At 71.7% G+C, this 23,047-nt stretch carries 22 protein-coding genes; 12 read left to right on the forward strand and 10 right to left on the reverse strand.

Features of this window, described 5'->3' with window-relative positions; translation table 11 throughout:
- Positions 1-44 precede the first annotated feature (44 nt).
- Positions 45-1,580, forward strand: coding sequence for an ATP-dependent DNA ligase (locus HC362_RS04815; protein WP_243088356.1), 1,536 nt, complete (start codon positions 45-47; stop codon positions 1,578-1,580).
- Positions 1,581-1,598: 18 nt separating this feature from the next.
- Here HC362_RS04815 and HC362_RS04820 read toward each other — a convergent pair whose 3' ends face one another.
- From HC362_RS04820 to HC362_RS04835, 4 genes are all read right to left on the reverse strand, one after another.
- The gene (locus HC362_RS04820; protein WP_243082547.1) at positions 1,599-2,021 is read right to left on the reverse strand and encodes an HIT family protein; all 423 of its coding nucleotides are present in this window, start codon (positions 2,019-2,021) and stop codon (positions 1,599-1,601) included.
- A 2-nt stretch (positions 2,022-2,023) separates the two neighbouring features.
- A complete protein-coding gene (locus tag HC362_RS04825; RefSeq protein WP_243088357.1) occupies positions 2,024-2,809 on the reverse strand; it encodes an aldo/keto reductase in 786 nt (261 codons plus the stop codon).
- A gap of 227 nt (positions 2,810-3,036) precedes the next feature.
- Positions 3,037-4,623: a cytosine permease gene (locus HC362_RS04830; protein WP_243082549.1), complete on the reverse strand. Its 1,587-nt coding sequence runs from the start codon at positions 4,621-4,623 to the stop codon at positions 3,037-3,039.
- A gap of 283 nt (positions 4,624-4,906) precedes the next feature.
- The gene (locus tag HC362_RS04835) at positions 4,907-5,818 is read right to left on the reverse strand and encodes a universal stress protein (RefSeq protein WP_243082551.1); all 912 of its coding nucleotides are present in this window, start codon (positions 5,816-5,818) and stop codon (positions 4,907-4,909) included.
- A gap of 164 nt (positions 5,819-5,982) precedes the next feature.
- Here HC362_RS04835 and HC362_RS04840 point away from each other — a divergent pair, with 164 nt between their 5' ends.
- Both HC362_RS04840 and HC362_RS04845 read left to right on the forward strand, forming a co-directional pair.
- Positions 5,983-6,627, forward strand: coding sequence for a TetR family transcriptional regulator (locus tag HC362_RS04840; RefSeq protein WP_243082553.1), 645 nt, complete (start codon positions 5,983-5,985; stop codon positions 6,625-6,627).
- 84 nt (positions 6,628-6,711) lie between these two features.
- On the forward strand, positions 6,712-8,952 hold the full coding sequence (locus HC362_RS04845; RefSeq protein ID WP_243088358.1) for an AAA family ATPase: 2,241 nt from the start codon (positions 6,712-6,714) through the stop codon (positions 8,950-8,952).
- On the opposite strand, the gene HC362_RS04850 is transcribed toward HC362_RS04845, so the two are convergent.
- Positions 8,929-9,117, reverse strand: coding sequence for a hypothetical protein (locus HC362_RS04850; protein ID WP_243082555.1), 189 nt, complete (start codon positions 9,115-9,117; stop codon positions 8,929-8,931). The genes HC362_RS04845 and HC362_RS04850 overlap by 24 nt on opposite strands.
- A 239-nt stretch (positions 9,118-9,356) precedes the next feature.
- On the opposite strand from HC362_RS04850, the gene HC362_RS04855 reads away from it, so the two are divergent.
- Together HC362_RS04855 and HC362_RS04860 are read left to right on the forward strand one after the other, a co-directional pair.
- On the forward strand, positions 9,357-9,599 hold the full coding sequence (locus HC362_RS04855) for a DUF397 domain-containing protein (protein WP_209241489.1): 243 nt from the start codon (positions 9,357-9,359) through the stop codon (positions 9,597-9,599).
- A 218-nt stretch (positions 9,600-9,817) separates the two neighbouring features.
- The gene (locus tag HC362_RS04860; protein ID WP_243082556.1) at positions 9,818-10,720 is read left to right on the forward strand and encodes a helix-turn-helix transcriptional regulator; all 903 of its coding nucleotides are present in this window, start codon (positions 9,818-9,820) and stop codon (positions 10,718-10,720) included.
- A gap of 13 nt (positions 10,721-10,733) precedes the next feature.
- On the opposite strand, the gene HC362_RS04865 is transcribed toward HC362_RS04860, so the two are convergent.
- Both HC362_RS04865 and HC362_RS04870 read right to left on the reverse strand, forming a co-directional pair.
- Positions 10,734-11,552, reverse strand: coding sequence for an SAM-dependent methyltransferase (locus tag HC362_RS04865; RefSeq protein WP_243082558.1), 819 nt, complete (start codon positions 11,550-11,552; stop codon positions 10,734-10,736).
- A 201-nt stretch (positions 11,553-11,753) separates the two neighbouring features.
- Positions 11,754-12,218 (reverse strand): ATP-binding protein, encoded by a 465-nt coding sequence (locus HC362_RS04870; protein ID WP_243082559.1) that lies wholly within the window; start codon positions 12,216-12,218, stop codon positions 11,754-11,756.
- A 326-nt stretch (positions 12,219-12,544) separates the two neighbouring features.
- Between HC362_RS04870 and HC362_RS04875 the strand changes: the two genes are divergently transcribed.
- From HC362_RS04875 to HC362_RS04895, 5 genes are all read left to right on the forward strand, one after another.
- Positions 12,545-13,402 (forward strand): helix-turn-helix transcriptional regulator, encoded by an 858-nt coding sequence (locus tag HC362_RS04875; RefSeq protein WP_209264971.1) that lies wholly within the window; start codon positions 12,545-12,547, stop codon positions 13,400-13,402.
- Between the two features lie 4 nt (positions 13,403-13,406).
- Positions 13,407-13,667 carry a DUF397 domain-containing protein gene (locus tag HC362_RS04880; protein ID WP_099885342.1) on the forward strand — a complete coding sequence of 87 codons (261 nt, stop codon included), beginning with the start codon at positions 13,407-13,409 and terminating at the stop codon, positions 13,665-13,667.
- 39 nt (positions 13,668-13,706) lie between these two features.
- On the forward strand, positions 13,707-14,531 hold the full coding sequence (locus HC362_RS04885) for an SAM-dependent methyltransferase (RefSeq protein ID WP_243082561.1): 825 nt from the start codon (positions 13,707-13,709) through the stop codon (positions 14,529-14,531).
- A gap of 50 nt (positions 14,532-14,581) precedes the next feature.
- Positions 14,582-15,406, forward strand: a complete 825-nt coding sequence (locus tag HC362_RS04890; protein WP_243082562.1) for an SAM-dependent methyltransferase — start codon at positions 14,582-14,584, stop codon at positions 15,404-15,406.
- A gap of 145 nt (positions 15,407-15,551) precedes the next feature.
- Positions 15,552-17,387, forward strand: coding sequence for an acyl-CoA dehydrogenase (locus HC362_RS04895; RefSeq protein ID WP_243082563.1), 1,836 nt, complete (start codon positions 15,552-15,554; stop codon positions 17,385-17,387).
- Between the two features lie 24 nt (positions 17,388-17,411).
- On the opposite strand, the gene HC362_RS04900 is transcribed toward HC362_RS04895, so the two are convergent.
- Positions 17,412-18,962 carry an FAD-dependent oxidoreductase gene (locus HC362_RS04900; protein WP_243082564.1) on the reverse strand — a complete coding sequence of 517 codons (1,551 nt, stop codon included), beginning with the start codon at positions 18,960-18,962 and terminating at the stop codon, positions 17,412-17,414.
- 230 nt (positions 18,963-19,192) lie between these two features.
- On the opposite strand from HC362_RS04900, the gene HC362_RS04905 reads away from it, so the two are divergent.
- Both HC362_RS04905 and HC362_RS04910 read left to right on the forward strand, forming a co-directional pair.
- Positions 19,193-19,957 (forward strand): DUF6227 family protein, encoded by a 765-nt coding sequence (locus HC362_RS04905; RefSeq protein WP_243082566.1) that lies wholly within the window; start codon positions 19,193-19,195, stop codon positions 19,955-19,957.
- A 47-nt stretch (positions 19,958-20,004) separates the two neighbouring features.
- Positions 20,005-21,348 (forward strand): transglycosylase family protein, encoded by a 1,344-nt coding sequence (locus HC362_RS04910; protein ID WP_243082567.1) that lies wholly within the window; start codon positions 20,005-20,007, stop codon positions 21,346-21,348.
- Here the strand turns inward: HC362_RS04910 and HC362_RS04915 are convergent.
- Positions 21,305-22,042: an ATP-binding cassette domain-containing protein gene (locus HC362_RS04915; RefSeq protein ID WP_243082569.1), complete on the reverse strand. Its 738-nt coding sequence runs from the start codon at positions 22,040-22,042 to the stop codon at positions 21,305-21,307. The two genes, HC362_RS04910 and HC362_RS04915, sit on opposite strands and share 44 nt — an antisense overlap.
- Positions 22,039-23,013: an ABC transporter ATP-binding protein gene (locus HC362_RS04920; RefSeq protein WP_243088359.1), complete on the reverse strand. Its 975-nt coding sequence runs from the start codon at positions 23,011-23,013 to the stop codon at positions 22,039-22,041. The genes HC362_RS04915 and HC362_RS04920 overlap by 4 nt, the downstream gene beginning before the upstream one ends.
- Between the last annotated feature and the right edge of the window lie 34 nt (positions 23,014-23,047).

Genomic DNA, 23,047 nt, shown 5'->3' on the forward strand with positions numbered 1-23,047 from the left:
CGACGCCGTGGGCACTCCCGTGCCCGATGGGTGACCATGAAGCCATGCTGCTGGAGGACATCGCTCGCACGTCAGCGCGGATCGCGCAGGCCGCCGGCCGGAACGAGAAGGTGACGCTGCTCGCGGAGCTGTTCCGGCGGGCCGAGCCCGCCGAGGTCCCGGTGGTCGTCACCTACCTGGCCGGGCGCCTGCCGCAGCGCCGTACGGGGGTGGGCTGGCGCAGCCTGCGCGAGCTGCCGCCGCCCGCCGAGGAGCCCACGCTGACCATCGCGGAGGTGGACGCGGCGTTCTCCCGGCTCGCGCGGGTGGCCGGAAAGGGCGCCCAGGCCGAGCGCAAGCGGCAGGTGGACGAGTTGATGGGGGCTGCCACCGGGGACGAGCAGTGGTTCCTGGTCCGGCTGATCGGGGGCGAGCTGCGGCAGGGTGCGCTGGACGCCTTCGCCGTGGAGGGCCTGGCCGCCGCCGTGGACGCCGAGCCCGGCGAAGTACGGCGCGCCGTGATGCTCGGCGGGTCGCTGGGGGCCGTCGCACAAGCGGTGCTGGCGGAGGGGCCCGGCGCGCTGACGCGGTTCCGGCTGGAGGTGGGCAGGCCGGTGCTGCCGATGCTGGCGCACACCGCCAAGGACATCGCCGAGGCCCTGGACAAGCTGGGGCCCTGCGCGGTCGAGGAGAAGCTGGACGGCATCCGGGTACAGGTGCACAAGGACGGCGAGCGGGTCCGGGTCTACACCAGGACGCTGGAGGAGATCACCGAGCGGCTGCCGGAGGCGGCGCAGGTGGCCCGGCGGGTGGCTGCCGGGCAGGTGGTGCTGGACGGCGAGGTGATCGCCCTCAAGGAGGACGGCTGGCCGCGCCCGTTCCAGGAGGTCTCCGGCCGGGTCGCCTCCCGGCTGGACGTGGCGGGGGCAAGCAGCGAGCTGCCGCTGCATCCGGTCTTCTTCGACGTGCTCTACCTGGACGGCGAGGACCTGCTGGACCGCCCGTCGGTCGAACGGCACGCGGCGCTGGCCCGGATCGTGCCCGAGGAGCTCAGGGTGCGCCGGGTGCCGGTGCCCGACCCGGCGGACGCACCCACGCGTGACGCCGTACGGGAGTTCGCGGACGAGGTGCTGGCACGCGGCCACGAGGGCGTGGTGGTCAAGGCGCTGGACGCGGCCTACTCGGCGGGGCGGCGCGGGGCCTCGTGGCTGAAGGTGAAGCCGGTGCACACGCTCGATCTGGTGGTGCTCGGCGCGGAGTGGGGGCACGGGCGGCGCGCGGGGAAGCTGTCGAACCTGCACCTGGGGGCGCGGCGCGCGGACGGCTCGTTCGCGATGCTGGGCAAGACCTTCAAGGGGCTGACCGACGCGCTGCTGGCCTGGCAGACCGAACGGTTCCGGGAGCTGGCCGTCGAGGAGAAGTCCTGGGGTGTGGTGGTGGCGCCGGAGCTGGTGGTGGAAATCGCCTTCGACGGGGTGCAGCGTTCCAGCCGCTATCCGGAGGGCGTCACGCTGCGGTTCGCACGGGTGGTGCGGTACCGGGAGGACAAGCGGCCCGAGGAGGCCGACACGGTGGAGGCGGTCGCGGCTCTGCTGCCGTGAACAGGACTGCCGCTGTGGTCACAGCTGGGCCCGGATGCGGGCCGCGATCTGGCGGGCCTCCGTTTCGTCGGCGTAGTGCCCGCGTGGCCAGAAGAAGCCGCGCAGCCCGTCCTTCCGTCTGCGCGGCACCACGTGCGTATGCAGGTGCGGCACGGACTGGCTGACCCGGTTGTTCCCCGCGACGAACGAGCCGTCGGCCTCCATGGCCCGCTCGACGGCGGCCGTGAGGCGGCGTACGGCGATGTAGTACGGGCCCACCGACTCCTCGGGCAGATCGGTCAGGGTCTCCACATGGTTACGGGGGACGACGAGGGTGTGGCCCGGGAAGAGGGGGCGCTGGTCGAGGAAGGCGACGACGGCGCCGTCCTCGTGTACCCGGTACGCCTGCGCCTCACCGGCGACGATCCGGCAGAAGACGCACGCGCTGCCCGCGGCCGCCATGGTCAGTTCAGGGTGCGGGGGTCGGGGCCGATCCGGGTGCCGCTCTCCAGGTGCTGGATCTCCCGTAGGTCGTCGCCGTCCAGCTCGAAGTCGAAGACGTCGAGGTTCTCCTTGATCCGGGAGGGGGTGACGGACTTGGGGATGACGACGTTGCCGAGCTGGATGTGCCAGCGCAGCACCACTTGCGCCGGTGTCTTGCCGTGCTTGGCCGCGGCCTTGCGGACGACGGGATCGTCCAGGACGCCGTTGCCCCGGCCGAGTGGGGACCACGCCTCGGTCACGATGGCGTGGTCCGCGTCGAAGCGCCGCAGCTCCGGCTGCTGGAGCCGGGGGTGCAGCTCGATCTGGTTGACGGCGGGCACCACGCCGGTCTCGTCGAAGAGCCGGTGGAGGTGGTCGGTCTCGAAGTTGGAGACGCCGATGGCGCGGGCGCGGCCGCTGTCGTGGATCTCCGCGAGCGCCCGCCAGGTCTGCACGTACAGCTCGCGCGCCGGTGCGGGCCAGTGGATGAGATACAGATCGATGTAGTCGAGACCGAGCCGCTCCAGCGAGTCGTCGAAGGCACGCAGCGCGGTGTCGTGGCCCTGGTCGGTGTTCCAGAGCTTCGTGGTGACGAACAGCTCCTCGCGGGGGATGCCCGACTCGCGCAGTGCCTTGCCGGTGCCGCCTTCGTTGCCGTAGAGGGCGGCGGTGTCGACGCTGCGGTAGCCGGCCTCCAGCGCGGCGGAGACGGTGTCCGCGGCCTCGTCGTCCGGCACCTGGTACACGCCGAACCCGAGCTGCGGCATCTCGGTGCCGCTGTTCAGCAGGACAGTGGGGACGTGTGCGCTGCTCACTGTGCGACCTCGGCTCTGTAGGGGTGACGCCGCTGGCGGGCGCCCGCTGGCGTTGTCCGTCAGCCGGGGTTTCCGGTCTGCCGAGATCCATTCACGCATACGCCGCCGGGCCCGCCGGGGTTCCTCACCCCTGCGGGCCCGGCGGCGTCGGTTGCCCTGCGGTCCGGTCGGCCGTGCCGTCAGCCCTGCGCCGCCCGCGCGGCCGGCTCGCCCTCGCGGGAGGCGGGGACCGGTGCGGCGCCCTGCCCCTCGCGGGGGGCGGGGACCGGTGCGGCGGGCTCGCCCTCGCGGGGCACCGGGAGCACCGCGAACAGCAGTGCGGCCAGCAGCGCGGTGGCGGCCCAGCCCAGCCCGTTCTCGCCGATCCAGGTGGAGACCAGCGGACCGGTGAACCAGTCGCACTTGGTGAAGGCGAGGCCGAGCAGGAGGGCGATGCCCCAGGCCGTCATGGCCTGCCAGCAGTAGCCACCGACGTACCAGTAGCGGCTGGTGCGCGAGGTGTCGACCAGTCCTGCGGGGTCGTAGCGCACGGCCCGGTTGCGGCGTCGCAGCATGTCGATCCCGTAGACGCCGACCCAGGCGGAGAAGGAGACGGCGAGCAGCGAGAGGAAGGAGATGAACGAGCCGTAGAAGCTCTTGGCGACCAGCATCAGCAGCAGACCGCCGACCAGGCTGATCACGGCGTTGACGCTGACGGCCCAGGCGCGCGGCAGCTTCACGCCCATGGTCTGCGCGGTGAAGCCGGCCGAGTACATCGAGAGGCTGTTGATCAGCAGCATGCCGATCACCGCGATGACCAGGTACGGCACGGCCAGCCACATCGGCAGCGCCTCACCGAGGAAGGAGACCGGGTCGTCGGTCTTGGCGAGCGCCGGGTCCTTCACCGACATCACGCCGCCCATCAGCACCATCGGCACCAGCACCAGCAGGGCGCCCGAGACGGTGGTACCGAAGATCTTCCGTCCCTCGGCGCTGTGCGGCAGGTAGCGGGCGAAGTCCGGGCCCGTGGGGATCCAGCTGATGCCGCCGGCCGCGATGGTGCCGATGCCCGCGATGAGCATGGCGGTGCTGCCCGCGGGCCTGGAGAAGACGTCGGCCCAGTCCATGGTGGTGACCAGGTAGCCCAAGACCAGAACGGTGAAGAGCCCGAAGAAGTACGTCGACCAGGTGTTGCACAGGTTGAGGACCTTCCGGCCCATCCCGCTGACCAGGAACGTCACACCCACGAACAGCAGCAGCGTGACGACGATGAGCGGCGTGCTGCTCCGCACGCCGAACAGCAGCCTGAGCACCGTGAGAACGGCGTAGGTGCCGGTGACCGCGTTGATCGTCTCCCAGCCGAAGCGCGCGACCCACAGGATCATGCCGGGGAAGTAGTTGCCCCGCACCCCGAAGGTCGCCCGCGAGAGCATGGCACCGGGCGCGCCGCCCCACTTGCCGGACACGGACAGCAGCCCGACGAGGCCGAAGGAGACACTGCCGGCGACGGCAGCCGCGAGCAGCACCTGCCAGAAGTTGAGGCCGTTGAAGACGACCAGTCCGGCGCCCATGGTGAGCAGCAGGACGCTGATGTTGGCGGCCACCCAGGTGGGGAACAGCTCGCGCACCCGGCCCCGGCGCTCGTGATCGGGAACGGGCTCGATACCGCGCGTCTCGACGGTCTCGTCGAGCACGGCGGTGTCCGGGGCGGCCGAGGAGGACGGGGAGGCGGAGGAGGGCGCCGGGGCGGCGCCGTCGGCGTCGGAGACGCCGGGGGAGACTGCCATGGGTGGGGCTCCGTGCGTGGTTCTCTGGTGCGACGTGCGTCATTGCAGGGTCCTGACCAGGACGTGCCGGGGACTCTACGCGCGTTGCAAGACGCCCTCCATCGTACAGAGTCACACGATCGGCCCCTCGCGCGTCGGGCGAACCTCCAAAGGGAAGCCTCGCCCGCCAGGGGCGCGGGGAACTGCGCGAGCGACCACGACGGCGCCGCAGCCCGCAACCTACGGCCAGGGGCGCCCTCTCACCGGAACAAACCCGGCGACCCGGGCCGAGGGCGCTCAGGCCTCAGGCCACCGGCACCAGCACCACCGAGCACTTGGCGTGGTGCAGCACCTGGTGCACCACCGGACCCAGCTGGAGGCCGAGGCGCCGGTGCTGGCGCCGTACGCCCAGCACGAGCATGTCCGCGCCCTCGCTCAGCTTGATCAGATGCTCGGCCGCCTGCCCCTGGTGCTGCTCGGCACCGAGCTGGACATCGGGGAAGCGCTCACGGAACGGCCGCAGCGTGTCCTCGAGGAACTGCTCGGCGCGCTTGGTCTCCGTCGAGGGCTCCCTCGGTGACAACCGCAGCGCCACCCCGGGCAGCATGGGGTAGATCCAGCTGTGCACCACCCACAGCGGCGCCCCGGTGCGCCGAGCGGCCTCGAAGCCGAACTCGACCGGTTCGGTGGCGCCCTCCCACTTGAGGCCCACGACCGTCTCACCGGGCGGCGCGCCGGGCTCGGGCGAGTCGCCGCGTACGACCATCAGCGGGCCGGCGGCGTGTGCGGCCAGCCGCAGGCTGACCGAGCCGACCATCAGCCCGCGGAACCCGCCGTGGCCACGGGTCCCCACGACGGTCAGCTCCGCGGTGCGGCTGCGGTGCACCAGCGCGTCGGCCGCCGGTTCGCTCAGCCCGATCGCCGTGACGGTCAGCCCCGGTACGCGCTCGCGGGCCCGGTCGGCGGCGCCGACGGCGACCTCCCGGGTGGCCTGGCGCATCCGCTCCCGGTCCGCCTCCGTCTCCGGGTAGGCGCTGCGCCTGGCCGACAGCCCGCCGCACACGACCTCCAGTTCGGCGCCCCTGCGGTGCGCCTCGTCCGCGGCACGGTCCAGCGCGCGGAGGGAGTGCGGGGAACCATCGACGCCGACCACCACACGGCCGGCTGCGGGGGCGGGTGCGGGGGTTTCCTCGGGGGGCTCGTTGGTCTCCGACATGTCCGTCCTCTCCTCGCGTCCTCGCCTCGATACGCGGGTACCCCGTCAGTCTGGTGCACACGGGGTGGATGCGGTAGAAGCCGTCGCGAGTCCCCCGGGGAGAGTCGTAGGGCAACTCGGAAACAAATTTAACTCGGTTACAAGTTTCCTGGTACCTTCCCCCCATGAGCGAGCAATCGACCGGGCTCCGCCGGCGCAAGCGGCAGCGCACCTACCAGACGATCTCCGACGCGGCCGTCTCCCTCTTCCTGGAGAAGGGCTTCGACGCGGTCTCCGTCTCCGAGATCGCGGAGGCCGCCGAGGTCTCCAAGCCGACCCTCTTCCGCTACTTCTCCACCAAGGAGGACATGGCCCTCCACCGCTTCGCCGACCACGAGGACGAGGCGGCCAGGGTGGTCGCCGGACGCGGCACGGGCGTCTCCCCGCTCACCGCACTGGAGGAGCACTTCCTGGCCGGGCTGGAGTCCCGCGACCCGGTCACCGGCCTGTGCGACGAGCCGGAAGTGCTCGCCTTCCACCGGCTGCTGTACGGCACCCCGAGCCTGGTGGCCCGCCTGCACTCCTACACCGCGCGCTCCGAGGAGGCCCTGGCGGCGGAGCTGGCCCGGGTCCCCGCGGTGAGCGGCGGCCCGCCGCTGACCGCGCGACTGGCGGCCGGGCAGATCGTGACGTCCCAGCGGGTGCTGGCGACCGCCAACTGGCAGCGGATCGCCCGGGGCGCCGACGCCGACAGCACCTTCGAGGCGGCACGCGACGACGCGCACCACGCCTTCGCCCTGCTGCGTACCGGCCTGAGGCCGCTCGCCTGACGGGGAGACAGGGGCGACAGCCCGGACGGAACGGGAAGAGAGGAACGCCACCCCATGCCGGGGGACGACACACCGGGGGACGAGATGCCGAGGGACAGCACCGCCGAGGAAGGCGCCAGCACCGCCGAGGAGGACGTCCTGCAGGCCGAACTGGCCGCCGAGCGCGCCTATACCGACCGGTGCCGCGCCACGCTCGACCGTACGAAGGCCGCCGCGCAGCGCCGGGTGCTGGAGGGTGCCGGGGTGCTGACCGGACAGCACTCGGGCGAGGCCGCGGGCGAAGGCGTCGCGGGTGACGGGGCGAGCGCCGAGGCGCTGGGCCGCTATCTGCGCAGCCAGGCCAAGGAGTTGCGGGAGGAAGCCGACGGGCCCCCGTTCTTCGGACGGCTCGACTTCGCCACCGGGGGCGACGACGGCGAGCAGGCCGGCGAGCACCGCGGCCAGCGCTACTACATCGGCCGCCGCAGGGTCGGCGAACATCCCTCGGCGCCACCGCTGGTGCTGGACTGGCGGGCCCCCGTCTCCCGCGCCTTCTACCAGGCGACCGCACGGGACCCGCAGGGCGTCGTGACGCGGCGGCGGTTCGGCTGGGCTCCGGGCGGCACGGGCACCGCGGAGGACCTGACGGGTCTTGAGGACGAGCGGCTGCATGACCGTACGGACGGCGCGGACGGCAGGGACGGCGCGGACAGCCAGACCGGGGCGGACGGTATGGAGGGCACGGGGGGCTCCGCGGCGGCCGGTGCGGGCCTTGCCTCCCGGATCGTCGCCGGGGAGATCGAGCGCCCCCGGGTCGGGCCGATGCGCGACATCGTCGCCACCATCCAGCCCGAGCAGGACGATCTGGTGCGCTCGGGCCCCGACGGCTCGCTGTGCGTCCAGGGCGCGCCGGGCACCGGGAAGACCGCCGTAGGCCTGCACCGCGCCGCCTACCTCCTCTACACCTACCCGCGTCGCATCGAGCGCGGCGGCATGCTGGTCGTCGGCCCCAACCCGGCGTTCCTCGGCTACATTTCGGCCGTGCTGCCCGCGCTGGGTGAGGTGGGGGTACGCCAGTGCACGGTGCGGGATCTGCTGCCCGACCAGCCGGTGCGCGCCGAGGACGGCCCGCAGGCGGTGGAGCTCAAGCACAGCGCCCGGATGGCGACGGTACTGCGGAACGCGCTCCAGGCCCGCGTACGGCTGCCCGAAGGCCCGGTGACGGTGCCGGACGGCTCCTACCGCTGGCGGCTCGACGAGGACGAACTGCGCGCCGTGGTGCGGGAGACACTGGCGCAGCAGCCACCGTACGAAGTCGGCAGGGAGCGGGTGCGGGCCCGTACCGTGGCCCTCCTGCGGGACCAGGCCGAGCGCAGGGCCGGGCCGCCGGGCGAAGCGTGGCTGCGCCGGATGGGCAGGACCAAGGAGCTCACCGGCTTCCTGAACTCCGTCTGGCCGCGGGTGCGGCCCGAGGACGTGGTGGCCGGACTGCTGGGCGACGCCGAGGCGTTGGCCCGGGCCGCCGAGGGGGTGCTGAGCGAGGACGAACAGCTCGCGCTGGTGTGGCGGGGGCGCCGCCCGCGGTCGCCCCGGACGGCCCTCTGGTCGGAGCCGGACCTGCTGTTGCTGGACGAGGTGGCGGGGCTGATCGCCCACCCACCGGAGAGCTACGGGCACGTGGTGGTGGACGAGGCGCAGGACCTCTCCCCCATGCAGTGCCGGGTGCTGGCCCGCCGCAGCCGCTTCGGCTCGCTGACCGTGCTGGGCGACCTGGCGCAGGGCACCACTCCGTGGGCGGCGCGCGACTGGGCGGAGCAGCTGGCGCACCTGGGCGCGCCGGATGCGACGGTGGCTCCGCTGACCACCGGCTTCCGGGTGCCGTCCGAACTGCTGGAGCCGGCCAACCGGCTGCTGGACTCCCTGCCGGTGCGGGTGCCGCACGCCAGATCGCTGCGCACCGGCGGGGAATTGCGGACGGTGCGGGTGCCGACGGCGCGGGCGCTGACCGAGGGCGTGACCACACGAGTGGCCGCCGCTCTCGGCCGGGAGGGCTCCGTCGGGGTGATCGCACACGCGGCGCGCGTCGCTGACCTGCGCGCTGCCCTGGCCGCGGCCGGGATGGCCACGGGTGAGCCGGGCGGCGAGCAGGACGCCGAGCGGGTGACCGTGGTCGGCGCGGAGCTGGCCAAGGGCCTGGAGTACGACCACGTGGTGCTGGTGGAGCCGGCCGAGATAGCCGACGGCGGGCCGCATGGACCGCAGCGCCTCTATGTCGCGCTCACCCGTGCGGTCTCACGGCTGGAGATCCTGCACGCGGCCGGGCTACCCGAGGCCCTGCGCGACTGAGGCCGCACCGGCGGGCGTCCGGGCGGTCGCGGCCAGGTCGCGCAGCCAGTCGGGCTGATCGGCGATCTCCAGCAGGAGCAGCAGCCGGGTGAGCGGGTGGTCGCAACTGAGGCTGTCGTCCGCCTGGTCCGCAGGGGCGGGGAATTGTGCGCCTGGTGTGGTCACTGGGACTCCTGTGGACGGACGGACGACCGTGCACTCCGAAGATCGCGAACTCCGCTGGCCACTCACGGAGTTGAGTTCGCGTCATGGGGGCCAGGGGTGGGAGTACGCGGGCATTGTGACTGCTCCGTACTTACTTCTGCAAGCACGTCTGCAAGTACATCTGCAATCACGCTCGACTGTGAGACGCTTCCAGACGTCGCAACCGTCCACGGGGGAAAGTGACGTAGGGAGAGACGTACATGCAGATCGAGAACGGCATCGAGGCCACGAAGATCGAGGGCGCGGTCTGGCGCAAGAGCCGCCGCAGCAACCCCAACGGCAACTGCGTCGAGGTCGCCACTCTTCCCGGCCAGGGAGTCGCCGTGCGGAACTCCCGCTTCCCGTCGGGCCCCGCCCTGGTCTACACACCGGCCGAGATCGCGGCGTTCGTCCAGGGCGCCAAGGACGGAGACTTCGACGACCTGCTCGACGCGCAGAACTGAGCCGTCCCAACGGCTGCTGACCACATCTCAGCCGTGGGCACGGGCGGACAGCACGAAGGGCAACACCCAGGACACCGCCGCCGCACGACACGGACGTGTGGCGGCGGTTCACATGCCAGGGGCGGAATCCAGTCGCATAACCGTTATGGCTGTACGCTCACTTGGCGGAGTGGGACACTGAGCATCCGAACAGTCACTCAGGGGAGCAAGGCGGGCCGATGGGAGCACAGCCGCGGCGTGAGGAGTCGCTCGGACGCATCCTGGACACCCCCAGGGGCGGCCCCACGATTCTGCGTATCGTCCTGGGCACCCAACTGCGCCGGCTGCGCGAGGAGCGTGGCATCTCCCGGGAGGCTGCGGGCGAGGCGATCCGCGGCTCGCACGCCAAGATCAGCCGTCTGGAGCTCGGCCGCGTCGCCTGCAAGGAGCGCGACGTCGCCGACCTGCTGACGCTTTACGAGGTGTGGGACGAGCAGGAGCGCGAGGAGTATCTGGAGCTGGCCCGGCAGGCCGGCTCCCCGGGCTGGTGGCAGAAGTACAACGACGTGATGTCGCCGTGGTTCGACCGGCTGCTCGGCCTGGAGGAGGCCGCCTCCATGATCCGCACCTACGAGGTGCAGTTCGTGCCCGGCCTGTTGCAGACCCGCGACTACGCCCGCGAGGTGATCCGGCTGGGCCACCCGCGCGACGACGGCAGGCGGAGCGAGCGCCGTATCGAACTGCGCATGGAGCGGCAGACGATTCTCGACAAGCCGCACGCACCGCGCCTGTGGGCCGTGATGGACGAGGCGGCGCTGCGTCGCCCGCTCGGCTCGCGCGAGGTGATGCGCGCCCAGCTGGAGCATCTGATCGAGGCGGCTCAGCGGCCCAACATCACGCTGCAGATCGCCCCGTTCAGCATGGGCGGGCTGGCTGCGGCGGGCGGCCCGGTGACCATTCTGCGCTTTCTGGAACCGGACCTGCCCGACATCGTCTACCTCGAACAGCTCACCTCGTCGCTGTACTTGGAGAAGCGTGACGAGGTCGAGGGCTATCTGGTGGTGATGGACCGCCTGGGCGCGATGGCCGAGCCGCCGGCCGGGACGGTCCCCTTCCTGGAGAAGCTGCTGAGCGAGTACTGAGCAGGCCCTCCGGTCACGGCTTGCGTCCCACCCCGCCGAACTCGAACCAGGTCTCGTCCTCCAGCCGGCGCGCGTCCAGTTCTGAGTCGGGCCGCCAGTCGTTGATCTCGACCAGGCCCGGCTCCAGCAGTTCGAGCCCGGCGAAGTACGGTTCCACATCGCCCGGCTCCCGCACCCGGCCCCAGTTGCCGTTGGTGCTGCTGTTCATGAAGTCGGTGACGAAGTCGCGGGTCTCCTTCTCATGGCTCACCAGCTGGTTGAGCACGACGAAGCTGCCCGAGGGCACCCGCTCCAGGGCGCGGCGCACCACGGCGGCGGGGTCGGACTCGTCGGGGATGCAGTGCATCACCGAGATGAACAGCAGCGCGACCGGCTGGGAAAGGTCGAGCAGCCGGCGCGCCTCGGGACTCTCGAAAATCGTCTCGGTCTTGCGCATGTCCGCATGGATCACCGCCGTGTTGGCGTTCTCCTCCAGCAGCGCCCGGCCGTGGGCGAGCACGATGGGGTCGTTGTCGACGTAGACGACGCGGGCACCGGGGTCGGTGCGCTGCGCGACCTGGTGGACGTTGTCCTGGGTCGGCAGTCCTGAACCGTGGTCGAGGAACTGGCGGATGCCGTAGTCCTCAGCCAGGATGCGCACGACGCGCTGGAGGAAGCGGCGGTTGTTGCGGGCGAGTGCCCGGGTGCGCGGCACCACCTCGTCCAGCGCCGCGACGGCCTCGCGGTCGACGGCGTAGTTGTCCTTGCCGCCCAGGTAGTGGTCGTACATCCGGGCCACGCTCGGGACGTTGATGTCCACGGCGTCCCCGCTGCCGGTCGTCTCTTCCCGCATGTGTGTGCCCCACTGAGTCCACCGGCGCGCCGCGCGCCGACCGCGCGGGCGCCTGCCCTGGCGGGAAGCATGCCACGACCGCAGGCCCTGGACCAACGCCAAGTCACTTTTGCACGACGGAACTTGACGCGACCGGGGGTACAGACCGGGAGGAGTCGGCAGGGCGGGGCCGAACGGTCCGTGGAGCCGCCGCGCGGAAGGTCACAGCACGCTGCTGGTGCCCAGTTCGGCCCAGACGACGCGGCCGCACCGGGCACTGCGCGCGGTGACGCCCCAGCGCTGGGCGAGTGCGCCGACGAGCTGGAGCCCGCGGCCGTTGACCTCGTCCGTGGTCGCGCTGCGGGGCTGGGGGGCGCAGTTCTGGGTGCCCTCGTCGCTGACCTCTATCCGCAGGCGCTCGCCCTCCAGCTGGATGCGGCACCTTATCCGGACGGTGTCGGTGTGCAGCAGCGCGTTGGTGACGAACTCGGAGATCACCAGCTGCGCGGTGTGGCCGAGCTCCTCGGTCAGCCCCCAGTGCTGGAGCCGGCTGCGCAGCCGCGCGCGGGCGCGGGCCACGGACGAGGTGTGAGCGGGGAGCTCGAACCCCTCCTGGCGTGCTTCCTCAGCCGGTGCGGCCGACGGGGCGGGCGAGGAGAGCTGCGCGAGGGGATACGAGGAGGCCACGGGGGAACGCCTTCCGTCTACCTGTGAGGTGAGGGGACGGCTGCCGGGGAAAACTCCGCACAGGGCCCGAAGGGGCCGGGGCACGCGTAGGAGAACCGGGGGGCCGGGCCCGGCCGTCCCTCCGGTGACACGTGCGATGCTGTGCGGCTCCGGTGCCGCAGCCTCATGAGCTGGGTCACGCTGTTCACTATGCCCAGCAACTTTCACAGATGGCAAGAGTAGTTCTGCAATTCGCAGAATCGCACGGGCAGTATGGCTGCTGCATTGGAGCCATGGCACACTGCTGACGCCAGGGTCCGCCAGGGGAGGCAGTCAAGGAGGCAGTAGTGGCCGAGGCTCGTTCCGCGCCGACTGTGGGGCAGATAGTGCTCGGCCTGCGCCTTCGTGACCTCCGGGAACGTGCGGGATGCTCCTTCGCCGACGCCGCGTACGCACTCAGTGTGAACACCACCACGGTGCGTCGTATGGAAAAGGCGGAGGTCGGCCTCAAGCCGCCGTACGTGGAGAAACTGCTGCGGATGTACGGGCTCTCCGACGAGGAGACCGCCTCGTTCCTGTCTCTGGTGGACGAGGCGAACCGGCCCGGCTGGTGGCACAGCTTCCGCGATGTTCTGCCGCCCTGGTTCAGCCTCTATGTGAGCCTGGAGGGCGAGGCCAGCCTCATCAGGGCGTACGAGCCACATTGCGTACCCGGACTACTCCAGACGGAGGAGTACGCCCGCGCGCTGCTGCGTACAGGTTTCCCTTCCGCCGAAGAGGAAGAGCTCGACCGTCGGGTTCAGCTGAGGATGGGGCGCCAGCGGCTCCTCCACGACCCCGACGCGCCGGTGCTCTGGGCCGTGCTCGACGAGCAGGTGCTGCGCCGCCATGTGGGCTCCCCCGCGGTGATGCGCGAGCAGATCGACCGGCTCATCGAGCTGTCCAGGCAGCAGAACATCACGCTGCAGGTCATCCCGTTCACCTCAGGTGCGCACCCCGGCATGTTCGGGCCCTTCCAGCTCTTCCGTTTCGACATCCCGGAGCTCCCGGACATCGTCTACACGGAGGGGCTGACAGGAGCGACGTACCTGGATCAGCGTCCGGACACCGCCGCCTATCTGGAGGTGCTGGACCGCATGGGCGCGCAAGCCGCGCCGGTACCACACACCGAGGCTGTCCTCGGTGAGATCCGCAAGGAGTTTTAGAACCATGGGTCATTCAGGCCACCCCCCACACATATACAACGGCATGCCCGCGAAACACCTCGGCACCGAGGGCTGGCAGAAGCCGTGGAGCGGCACAAACGGCGGCAGCTGCGTCGAAGCGATGAAGCTCGGCGACGGCCGGGTCGCGCTGCGTCAGTCGACCGATCCCGAAGGCCCGGCGCTGATCTACACCACCCACGAGTTCGAGACCTTCCTCCAGGGCGCCAAGCAGGGCGTGGCCGATTTCCTGCTGGCCTCCGACTGACCGCACGCCCCGCCAGGACCCGGAGAAGGGAGAGGCCGCATGACCGCGAAGGGGAACGTCCCCGGCATCGACACCACCAAGCCGCACTCGGCCCGGATGTACGACTACTACCTCGGAGGCAAGACCCACTACGAGGTGGATGTACAGGCGGCCGAGGCGGTCATCGCGACCGTGCCGTTCGCCGGCGCCATGGCCCGCGCCAACCGGGACTTCATGGTCCGTGCCACCCGCTGGCTGGCGGCCGAGGCCGGTATCACGCAGTTCCTGGACATCGGCAGCGGCATCCCCACCGAACCCAACCTCCACCAGGTCGCCCAGTCGGTGAACCCCCGGGCCCGGGTCGTCTACACCGACAGCGACCCGATCGTGCTGCAGTACGCGCAGGCGCTGCTGCACAGCACCCCCGAGGGCCGCACCGCCTACCTGCAGGCGGACGCCGTCCAGCCGGAGACGATCATCGATTCCGACGAGCTGCACGCCACGCTCGATCTGAGCCTGCCGGTGGCACTCTCGGTCAACGCGCTCTTCCACTTCGTCCCCGACGAGCAGGGCCCGTACGAGATCCTCGCAGGGCTGCTGAAGCGGCTGCCCTCCGGCAGCTATCTGTGCCTCTCGCACGCCACCTCGGACATCGACGACCCGGCGCTGGCGGCGCTGGGCCGGGACGTGGAGGAGATCTACGCCAGAGGCGGTACCACACTCCGGCTGCGCAGCGGCGCCGAGATCGGCCGCTTCTTCGAGGGGCTGGAGCTGGTGGAGCCGGGGATCGTGATGGCGCACGACTGGCGCCCGGAGCCCGGCACGACCACCGAGCTCCAGGAGGGCCGGCCCAGCATGCTCGCCGGTGTGGCGCGCAAGCCCTGAAGCACCAGGACCACGAGGACCACGAGACGGAATCACCGAGGGGGAACCGCATGTCCGAGCAGGGCGGCGCACCGCCGGTCGACACGGCCAAACCACACTCCGCGCGTATGTACGACTACTACCTCGGAGGGAAGACCCACTACGAGGCGGACGTACAGGCGGCCGAGGCGGTGGTCGCCAAACTGCCGGAGATTGTCACAGCCGCCCGCACCAACCGGGACTTCATGATCCGGGTCACCCGCACGCTGGCGGCCGAGTACGGCGTCCAGCAGTTCCTGGACATCGGCAGCGGCATCCCCACCGAACCCAACCTCCACCAGGTCGCCCAGTCCGTGGTCCCCGAGGCCCGGGTCGTCTACACCGACAGCGACCCCATCGTGCGCCAGTACGCGCAGGCGCTGCTGCACAGCACCCCTGAGGGCCGCACCGCCTATCTGCAGGCGGATGTCACCCGGCCCGAGAGCGTGCTGGGCTCGGCCGAGCTGACCGAGACGCTGGATCTGGACCGTCCCGTCGCCGTCTCGGTCAACGCGCTCTTCCACTTCATCCCCGACGAGCAGGGCCCGGAGCGGATACTGCGCACGCTGCTCGACCGGCTGGCGCCCGGCAGCTTCCTGTCGCTGAGCCACGGCATCGGCGATGTCACCGACCAGGACGGCGCCGACCGGATCAACGCCGTCGTCGACATCTACAAGCGGAACGGCACGGTCCTGGTCCCGCGCAGCCGGGAGCAGGTCGCCCGGTTCTTCGAGGGTCTCGAGCTGCTCGATCCCGGCATCACCCAGGTGCACCTGTGGCGCCCTGACAGCGACCCGCTCGGCGGCCTGCCCGAGGGCACCCTGACGCTGTACGCGGGGGTGGCCAGGAAGCCGTGACGGCGGGGGCGGCCCCGTCCAGGAGACAGGCGACGATCACAGACGCCGTTGACAGGGCAGGGCGTCGGCGCGATCATAAGCAAGCGCTTAGAAACCGAGCAACCGAGCGCTCCATGCTCGCCGCCCCCGGGATCGGACCACCCTCATGCCCTCACCCTCGCTGCTGCTCTCCCGCCGCGACCTCGACTTCCAGCTCTACGACTGGCTGGACGTCGAGTCGCTCACCCGGCGCGCCCGCTACGCGGAGCACTCCAGGGAGACCTTCGACGACGCGCTGGAACTGAGCGAGCGGATCGCCACCCGGCACTTCGCCACGCACAACAAGAAGAACGACCAGGAAGAGCCCTGGTTCGACGGCGAACAGGTGCACACCGTCAAGGAAGTGTCCGAGGCCCTGGGCCATTTCGCCGAGTCGGGCCTGCTGGCGGCCGCCATGGACGAGGAGTTCGGCGGCATGGGGATGCCGCACACCGTCGCCACCGCCTGCTTCTCCTACTTCCAGGCCGCCAATGTGGGCACCTCGGCCTACCCGTTCCTCACCCTGGGCAACGCGCGTCTGCTGTGCGCCCACGGCACCAGGGAACAGATCGACACCTATGTGCGGCCGATGCTCGAAGGGCGCTTCTTCGGCACCATGTGCCTGTCCGAGCCGCAGGCAGGCTCCTCGCTCGCCGATGTCGCCACCCGGGCCGAACCCCAGCAGGACGGCACCTACCGGCTGTTCGGCAGCAAGATGTGGATCTCCGGTGGCGACCACGAGCTGTCCGAGAACATCGTCCACCTGGTGCTCGCCCGCGTCCCCGGCGGACCGCCCGGCGTCAAGGGCCTCTCGCTCTTCATCGTCCCCAAGTACCTGGTCGGACCGGACGGCACGCTCGGCGAGCGCAACGACGTGGTGCCCGCCGGGCTCAACCACAAGATGGGCTACCGGGGCACCACCAACACCCTGCTCAACTTCGGGGAGGGGGCACGCCACCGCCCCGGCGGCGCGGCCGGCGCCGTCGGCCACCTGGTGGGCGAGGAGCACCGGGGACTGGCGTACATGTTCCACATGATGAACGGCGCCCGAATCGGAGTCGGCGCCGGCGCCATGGCGCTGGGCTACACCGGCTACCTCAAGTCCCTGGCCTACGCCCGCGAACGGCCGCAGGGCAGGCCGCTGGGAGCGGGCGGCAAGGACGCGACGGCACCGCAGGTGCCCATCGTCGAGCACACCGACGTACGCCGGATGCTGCTGGCCCAGAAGTCCTACGTGGAGGGCGCGCTGGGGCTGCTGCTGTACTGCTCCCTGCTGGTGGACGAACAGCGCTCGGCCGCCTCCGAGCAGGACCGGGCCCGCGCCGGGCTGCTGCTGGAGGTGCTGACGCCGATCGCCAAGAGCTGGCCGTCGCAGTGGTGCCTGGAGGCCAACAGCCTCGCCATCCAGGTGCACGGCGGATACGGCTACACCCGCGAGTACGACGTCGAGCAGCACTACCGCGACAACCGCCTCAACCCCATCCACGAGGGCACCCACGGCATCCAGGGGCTCGACCTGCTGGGCCGCAAGGTGGTGCAGGACGGCGGGTCGGGGCTGCGGGCACTGGGCGATGCCGTACAGGAGACGCTGCACCGCGCCGAGGCCACCGGCGGCGAGGCCGCCGAGCTGGCCGGGACGCTGCGCGAGAGCTGGAACCGGGTGACCACGGTGACCGCGCGGCTGTGGGAGGGCGGCGACCCGGCGGTGGCGCTGGCCAACTCCTCCGTCTACCTGGAGGCCGTCGGGCACGTGGTGGTGGCGTGGATCTGGCTGGGACAGTTCCTGGCCACGCTCTCCGCCGACACCGGTTCCGGCGGCCCGGACAAGGAGGCGTTCCTGCGGGGCAAGCGGCAGGCGGCACGGTACTTCTTCCGTACGGAACTGCCGCGTACCGGCCCGCAGTTCGACCTGCTGGCCGCGCTGGACACCGTCGCGCTGGAGACCGAACCCGACTGGCTGTGACCGCGGTGGGACCCGGCCGAGGACTCAGCCCTCGCCCAGGTCCCGCCGCTCCAGGGGGCGGGTGGCCGGGCCCTGTATCACCGCGCCGTCCGCACCGAAGCGCGAGCCGTGACAGGGGCACTCCCACGCCGACTCCGCGTCGTTGAACCGCACCAGGCAGCCCAGGTGCGTACAGCGCGGCGATACGGCGAGCAGCTCGCCCTCGGTCGTCCGGTGCACCGCGCAGCGCCGCCCCCGCACCCGCACGATGGCGCCCGTTCCCGGCGGGATCTCGTCCACCGAGTCCACGTGGCTGGGGCGCAGCCGGTCCCCCACGAAGCGCCGGGCCACCGCCGACTGCAGGCGCAGCAGGGTGGGCGCCTCCCTGGGCCTGAGCCGGACCGGGTCGTACAGCCGTGCCCACGGCGGCAGCGGCTCGCCGGTGAGGTACGCGGCCAGCAGCTGCCCGGCCAGCACCCCGGAGCTCATCCCCCAGCCGCCGAACCCGGTGGCCACATAGACGTGCTGGGTGCCCGCGTGGAAGCGGCCGATATAGGGCACCCGGTCGGCGCTCTCGTTGTCCTGGGTGGCCCAGCGGTGGGCGAGACGGGCGCTGGGGAAGCGTTCGTAGGCCCAGGCCGCCAGCCGCTCGTAGCGTGCGCCGACCGAACCGATGCCGGGCATCCCCGGGCTGAACTGCTCCCCCGTGACGATCAGCAGCCGCCGCCCCTCGCCGAACGGATAGGGCGCGGTGCGCACGGAGCGGGTGCCGCGCTCGGGCGAGAGATAGGTGCCGCCCGGGTCCTCGTCCTCGGGCAGCAGCGCGGAGATGACCAGCTCCCGGCGCGGCTCCAGCCGGGAGAACATCAGCGCCCGGTCGAAGACCGGGTAGTGGGTGGCCACCACCACGTCGCGCGCCGCGACCTCTCCCCCGTTCTCGGTCTCCAGCAGGCACGGCTCGCCCTCGTCCAGCTCGACGACGCGGGTGCGTTCGAACAGCAGCCCGCCGCGCCGCCGGATGTCGTCGGCAAGCGCCAGCAGATACTTGCGCGGATGGAACTGCGCCTGGTTCTCGACACGGACGGCGGCACGCACCCTGAAGGGCAGCCCGGTGTCGGTGACCAGCGAGGCCGCGAGCCCGGCTGCGGCGGCCGCCTCGGCCTCGGCGCGCACCTGGTCCACATGGTCCGCCGACTCGACGTAGGTGTACGCCGGGACCCGCTCGAGCTCGCAGTCGGCCCCCAACAGCTCGCTGACGGCGGCCAGATGATCGACCGCACCCTGCTGTGAGCGGGCGTAGTGCTCCGCGTCCTGCGGGCTCCGGCTGTCCCGCAGCCAGCTGTAGAGCAGCCCGTGCAGCGCGGAGAGCTTCGCCGTGGTGTGCCCGGTGACGCCCGCGGCCAGTCGGTCGGACTCCAGCACGGCGACGCTGCGCCCGGCGCGCGCCAGTTCCCAGGCCACCGAGAGCCCCGCCATACCGCCGCCCACCACGGCCACGTCCACCTCGATCCGGCTGTCGGGCGGCAGCGGTGGGCAGGGCTCCCCCGCGGCCGAGAGCATCCAGTAGGACTCGTATCCGACGGGCAGTGTGGTCACCGCCGCCTCCCTTCAGCCCCGGTTCGTCGTACCTGTGGTTCCCGCTGGCACGCCGCTCACCCCCCGCCGATCGTCCGGCAAATCGCAGGGATTCGGCTGAAAATTCCCTTCGCTGCCGGGTTTCCGGCAGCGGAATTCCCTCAACTCCTCCCGCACGGCAGGGTGGTAGCGCTACGGTGTGTGCGCGCGGGGACGGTCGGTTGTTTGCTGCACGCCGGGAGGGTTCCGCGATGGGCGACAAAGCACACCTGACGCCTGCTCACCACCTCGAAGAGCTGCTGGCCCGCGCCCAGAACCCGTTCGACGTGAGCGACGAGGTCCTCGACCGACTACGCAGCGCTGTGATGTTCCAGGTCGAGCTGTACGGCTGGCGGCACCGCAATTCCCCGCTGCCCGCGCTGCGATGCAGCAGTTTCCGCCATGTCTTCCTGCTCGCCGACGGCAGCAGCCTGCTGCTGTGGGAGCTGTGCTACGACAGCCCCGACGGTACGGGCGAGCTGCACGAGGTGTACGACGACGCCGAGGCGCTGCGCCGCTCCGAACGCCGCGTGCACCACCGGATGGGCGAGGAGGGCGAACCGGAGGGAGCCGCCCGTACGACCGTCTCGTTCGACTTCCTCACCGGCGCACCCGGTACCGCCTACCCCCGGCGGGAGTACCCGGAGGGCGACTCGGCCGAGCACGCGCGCAGGCTGCTGCGGCGTGCCGAGAACCCCGACCGGCCGGGCGAGGAGACGCTGCGGCTGCTCTCCTCGGCGCTCGGGCACCACATCATGCACGTACCGGGTCCCCGGATGCACACCGTCGACTGCCAGGTGTGGTGCTCGGTGTACGAGCACGCCTTCCTGCTGGCCGACGGCACCGAGGTCAGCCTGTACGAGCTGGAGCACAACATGACGGGCAGCGGTCGTCTGGCGTGCGAGGTCTACCTGGACGAGTCCGTGGCCGATCAGGCAGCACACCGCCTCGCACGGGAGCGGGGCCTGGATCTGTAGACCCGGCCACGGTCGCCGTAGGCCGCCTACCAACGGAGGAACCCCCCATGTCCCCACGTGGACGCCATCGTCGCCCGCAGTCGAGTACCACATCCCGCGTCTCGTTGAAGGTGACAGCGGGCGGCGCGGGGATAGCCATGCCCCTGATCGGGGCCCACGTCGCACAGGCGGCGCCCACGGACGTGTGGGAGAAGGTCGCCGCGTGCGAGAGCAGCGGCAACTGGAAGACCAACACCGGAAACGGCTACTACGGCGGCCTCCAGTTCACCCAGAGCACCTGGGCGGCCTACGGCGGTACCGCCTACGCCCCGCGCGCCGACCTGGCCACCAGAAGCCAGCAGATAGCGGTCGCCGAGAAGGTGCTCAAGGGCCAGGGGCCGGGCGCCTGGCCCAACTGCGGACCCCGCGCGGGACTCGCCCGCGGCGACGCCTCGCCCCCGAAGGCCGCCCCGGAAACGGAGAGCGCCGCGAAGGCCAAGGCCGAACGTGCTGCGAAGGCCAAGCCGGAACAGACCGCGAAAGCCGAGGCGGAGCGGGCCGCGAAGGCCAAGGCCGACCGCGCCCGGGCGCAGCGCAGCAAGCAGCTGACGACCTACCGGGTGATCAGCGGGGACACACTCTCCGGTATCGCGGACGAACACCAGGTTTCCGGAGGCTGGCACGCCCTCTACGACAACAACCGCTCCACCATCGGCGACGACCCGGACCTGATCCTGCCCGGCCAGCAGCTGAGCCTGACCGGCAGCCCGCGCCGTACGGAGCGCACCCCCGAGGCCGAGTCGCCCAGCAGGCACCAGCCGAGCAAGCAGACCCCGAGCAAGCGGGCCCCTGCCAACCAGGCCCCGAACAAGCAGAGACCTCAGAAGCAGAGCCCCCAGCACAAGGAAGCGCAGCACAAGGAAGCGCAGCACAAGGAAACGCGGCACAAAGCACCGCAGCACAAAGCGCCGCAGCCCAAGGCCCCGAAGCACAAGGCGGCCTCGTCAGCGGCCACCGCGCCCGTGGCAGGTGTCGGTCCCAGCACGCCCTACGGCGCGGCCGGCAGCAGTTGGTCCTCCGGTCACCACACCGGCGTCGACTTCCCCGTCGGCACCGGCACCAGCGTCAAGGCGGTCACCAGTGGCACGGTCGTCTCGGCAGGCTGGGGCGGCGCCTACGGATACCAGGTGGTGCTGCGGCACGCGGACGGCAAGTACAGCCAGTACGGGCATCTGTCGGCCATCTCGGTGCGCTCCGGGCAGTCGGTGGCCACCGGCCAGCAGATCGGCCGCTCGGGGTCGACGGGCAACTCGACAGGCCCGCACCTGCACTTCGAGATCCGTACCGGCCCCGGCTACGGCAGCGACATCAACCCGCTGACGTATCTGCGGGGGCGCGGGGTGCGGATCTGAGCTCCGTACCGTCCGGCAGCCCTGCGGCTGCTGCGAGTTCGACCGTACGGTCGCACCACCGCTCCAGCAGCGCGCGGTCGTGCCCGACGGCCAGCAGCGCCGCTCCTGAGCGCCGCCGGTAGTCCTCCACCACGGCGACGAGCGCCGCCGTGGTGGAGGCGTCCAGCATCGCGGTCATCTCGTCACAGACCAGCACCCGTGGCCGCAGCGCCAGCGCGCGTGCCACGCAGGCGCGTTGGAGCTGGCCGTCGCTGACCTCGTGCGGGCGGCGGCCGAGCAGATCGTCGCCGAGCCCGACGGCCTGTGCCAGCTGGGCGACCCGCTCGGCCGCCTGGGCGCCGCGCCCGGTGGCGCGCAGCGGTTCGGCGATCAGCGCGGCGAGGGTGAGCCGGGGGTCGGCCGCGAGCCGGGGGTGCTGGAAGACGACGCCGACGGCGGTGCGCTGGGCGCGCGGCGCCCGGTGCCGCCAGCCTCCCGCGGGTTCGCCGCCGAGCCGTACGGTGCCCGCGCAGGGACGGTGCAGCAGGGCCGCGACCTTGGCCAGGGTGGACTTGCCGCAGCCGCTCGGGCCCAGCAGCCCGACGGCCTCCCCGGCCGCCACCGTCAGCGAGACGTCGCGCAGCACGGGCGCGCGCCGCTGATAGCCCGCGGTGACGCCGTCCAACTCCAGCGCGGGGTGGGCCGTCCCGGTCATACGGTGCTCCCTTCGTGGTGCCGGCGGGCGGGCCGGTCGATGGTGACCGGGTGGTGGCAGGCCACGCCGCCGTCCGGTACGGGCAGCCGGGCGCACGCGGCGCTCGCCCGGGTGCATCTGGGCGCGAAAGCGCAGCCGTCCGGGAGACGCCCCAGCTCGGGCGGCATTCCGGGAATGGGGCTGAAGTCCCGCTCGGGCAGTGCCGCCAGCAGGCCGCGGGCGTAGGGGTGGCGGGGCCCTGGTTCGCCGAAGAAGTCCCCGGCCGCCGCCACCTCGACCACCCGGCCCGCGTACATCACCGCAACCCGGTCGGCGATGCGCGCGGCGGCCGCCAGATCGTGGGTGATCAGCAGCAGGCCGCGCGCCTCGTCGGTGTGGGCGCGCAGTTCGTCGACGGTGCGCTCCACCAGATCGCGGTCGAGTCCGGTGGTCGGCTCGTCGGCGAGCAGCAGCGGCGCGTCGCCGACCAGCGCGAGCGCCGTGGCGGCCCGCTGGGCGAGCCCGCCGGAGAGCTGGTGCGGATAGCGGTCCAGGTGGTCGGCGGGGAACGCGGCGCGGCCGGCTGCCGCGCGGGTCGCCTCGGCCAGTTCCTCGCCGCGCAGCCCCTTCAGCTCCCGTACGGTCTCGGCGAGTTGGGAGCGCACGGTGCGCACCGGGGTCAGATGGGCTGCCGGGCTCTGCGGTACGAGGCCGACGCGCCTCCCGCGTACCGTGCGGGCGAGAGTGGCCTCGTCGGCGGCGAGCAGGTCGAGGGGCTCGTCCGGTCGCGTCGGTTCGGGCCCCGCATCGTGCACGGGCCGGTGCAGCAGGGCGCTGCCGCTGGTACGGGCGTTCGCCGGGAGCAGCCCCAGCAGCGCCGAGGCCAGCACCGACTTGCCGCAGCCGCTCTCCCCCACCAGCGCCAGGCACTCCCCCGCCGCCAGGTCGAAGGAGACGTCGCTGACAGCGGCAACGGCACGCCCGCCGCGCATCCCGAAACGTACGGACAGCTCCCTCACGCTCAGC

Source organism: Streptomyces sp. 891-h (assembly GCF_022760275.1).
Lineage (GTDB): Bacteria > Actinomycetota > Actinomycetes > Streptomycetales > Streptomycetaceae > Streptomyces > Streptomyces spirodelae.

Excerpts from the sequence above, each read along its gene's own strand:
- HC362_RS04815 (WP_243088356.1), top strand. The coding sequence starts at position 45 with ATGCTGCTGGAGGACATCGCTCGCACGTCAGCGCGGATCGCGCAGGCC.
- HC362_RS04820 (WP_243082547.1), bottom strand. The coding sequence starts at position 2,021 with ATGGCGGCCGCGGGCAGCGCGTGCGTCTTCTGCCGGATCGTCGCCGGT.
- HC362_RS04825 (WP_243088357.1), bottom strand. The coding sequence starts at position 2,809 with ATGCCGCAGCTCGGGTTCGGCGTGTACCAGGTGCCGGACGACGAGGCC.
- HC362_RS04830 (WP_243082549.1), bottom strand. The coding sequence starts at position 4,623 with ATGGCAGTCTCCCCCGGCGTCTCCGACGCCGACGGCGCCGCCCCGGCG.
- HC362_RS04835 (WP_243082551.1), bottom strand. The coding sequence starts at position 5,818 with ATGTCGGAGACCAACGAGCCCCCCGAGGAAACCCCCGCACCCGCCCCC.
- HC362_RS04840 (WP_243082553.1), top strand. The coding sequence starts at position 5,983 with ATGAGCGAGCAATCGACCGGGCTCCGCCGGCGCAAGCGGCAGCGCACC.
- HC362_RS04845 (WP_243088358.1), top strand. The coding sequence starts at position 6,712 with ATGCCGAGGGACAGCACCGCCGAGGAAGGCGCCAGCACCGCCGAGGAG.
- HC362_RS04855 (WP_209241489.1), top strand. The coding sequence starts at position 9,357 with ATGCAGATCGAGAACGGCATCGAGGCCACGAAGATCGAGGGCGCGGTC.
- HC362_RS04860 (WP_243082556.1), top strand. The coding sequence starts at position 9,818 with ATGGGAGCACAGCCGCGGCGTGAGGAGTCGCTCGGACGCATCCTGGAC.
- HC362_RS04865 (WP_243082558.1), bottom strand. The coding sequence starts at position 11,552 with ATGCGGGAAGAGACGACCGGCAGCGGGGACGCCGTGGACATCAACGTC.
- HC362_RS04880 (WP_099885342.1), top strand. The coding sequence starts at position 13,407 with ATGGGTCATTCAGGCCACCCCCCACACATATACAACGGCATGCCCGCG.
- HC362_RS04885 (WP_243082561.1), top strand. The coding sequence starts at position 13,707 with ATGACCGCGAAGGGGAACGTCCCCGGCATCGACACCACCAAGCCGCAC.
- HC362_RS04890 (WP_243082562.1), top strand. The coding sequence starts at position 14,582 with ATGTCCGAGCAGGGCGGCGCACCGCCGGTCGACACGGCCAAACCACAC.
- HC362_RS04895 (WP_243082563.1), top strand. The coding sequence starts at position 15,552 with ATGCCCTCACCCTCGCTGCTGCTCTCCCGCCGCGACCTCGACTTCCAG.
- HC362_RS04905 (WP_243082566.1), top strand. The coding sequence starts at position 19,193 with ATGGGCGACAAAGCACACCTGACGCCTGCTCACCACCTCGAAGAGCTG.
- HC362_RS04910 (WP_243082567.1), top strand. The coding sequence starts at position 20,005 with ATGTCCCCACGTGGACGCCATCGTCGCCCGCAGTCGAGTACCACATCC.
- HC362_RS04915 (WP_243082569.1), bottom strand. The coding sequence starts at position 22,042 with ATGACCGGGACGGCCCACCCCGCGCTGGAGTTGGACGGCGTCACCGCG.
- HC362_RS04920 (WP_243088359.1), bottom strand. The coding sequence starts at position 23,013 with ATGCGCGGCGGGCGTGCCGTTGCCGCTGTCAGCGACGTCTCCTTCGAC.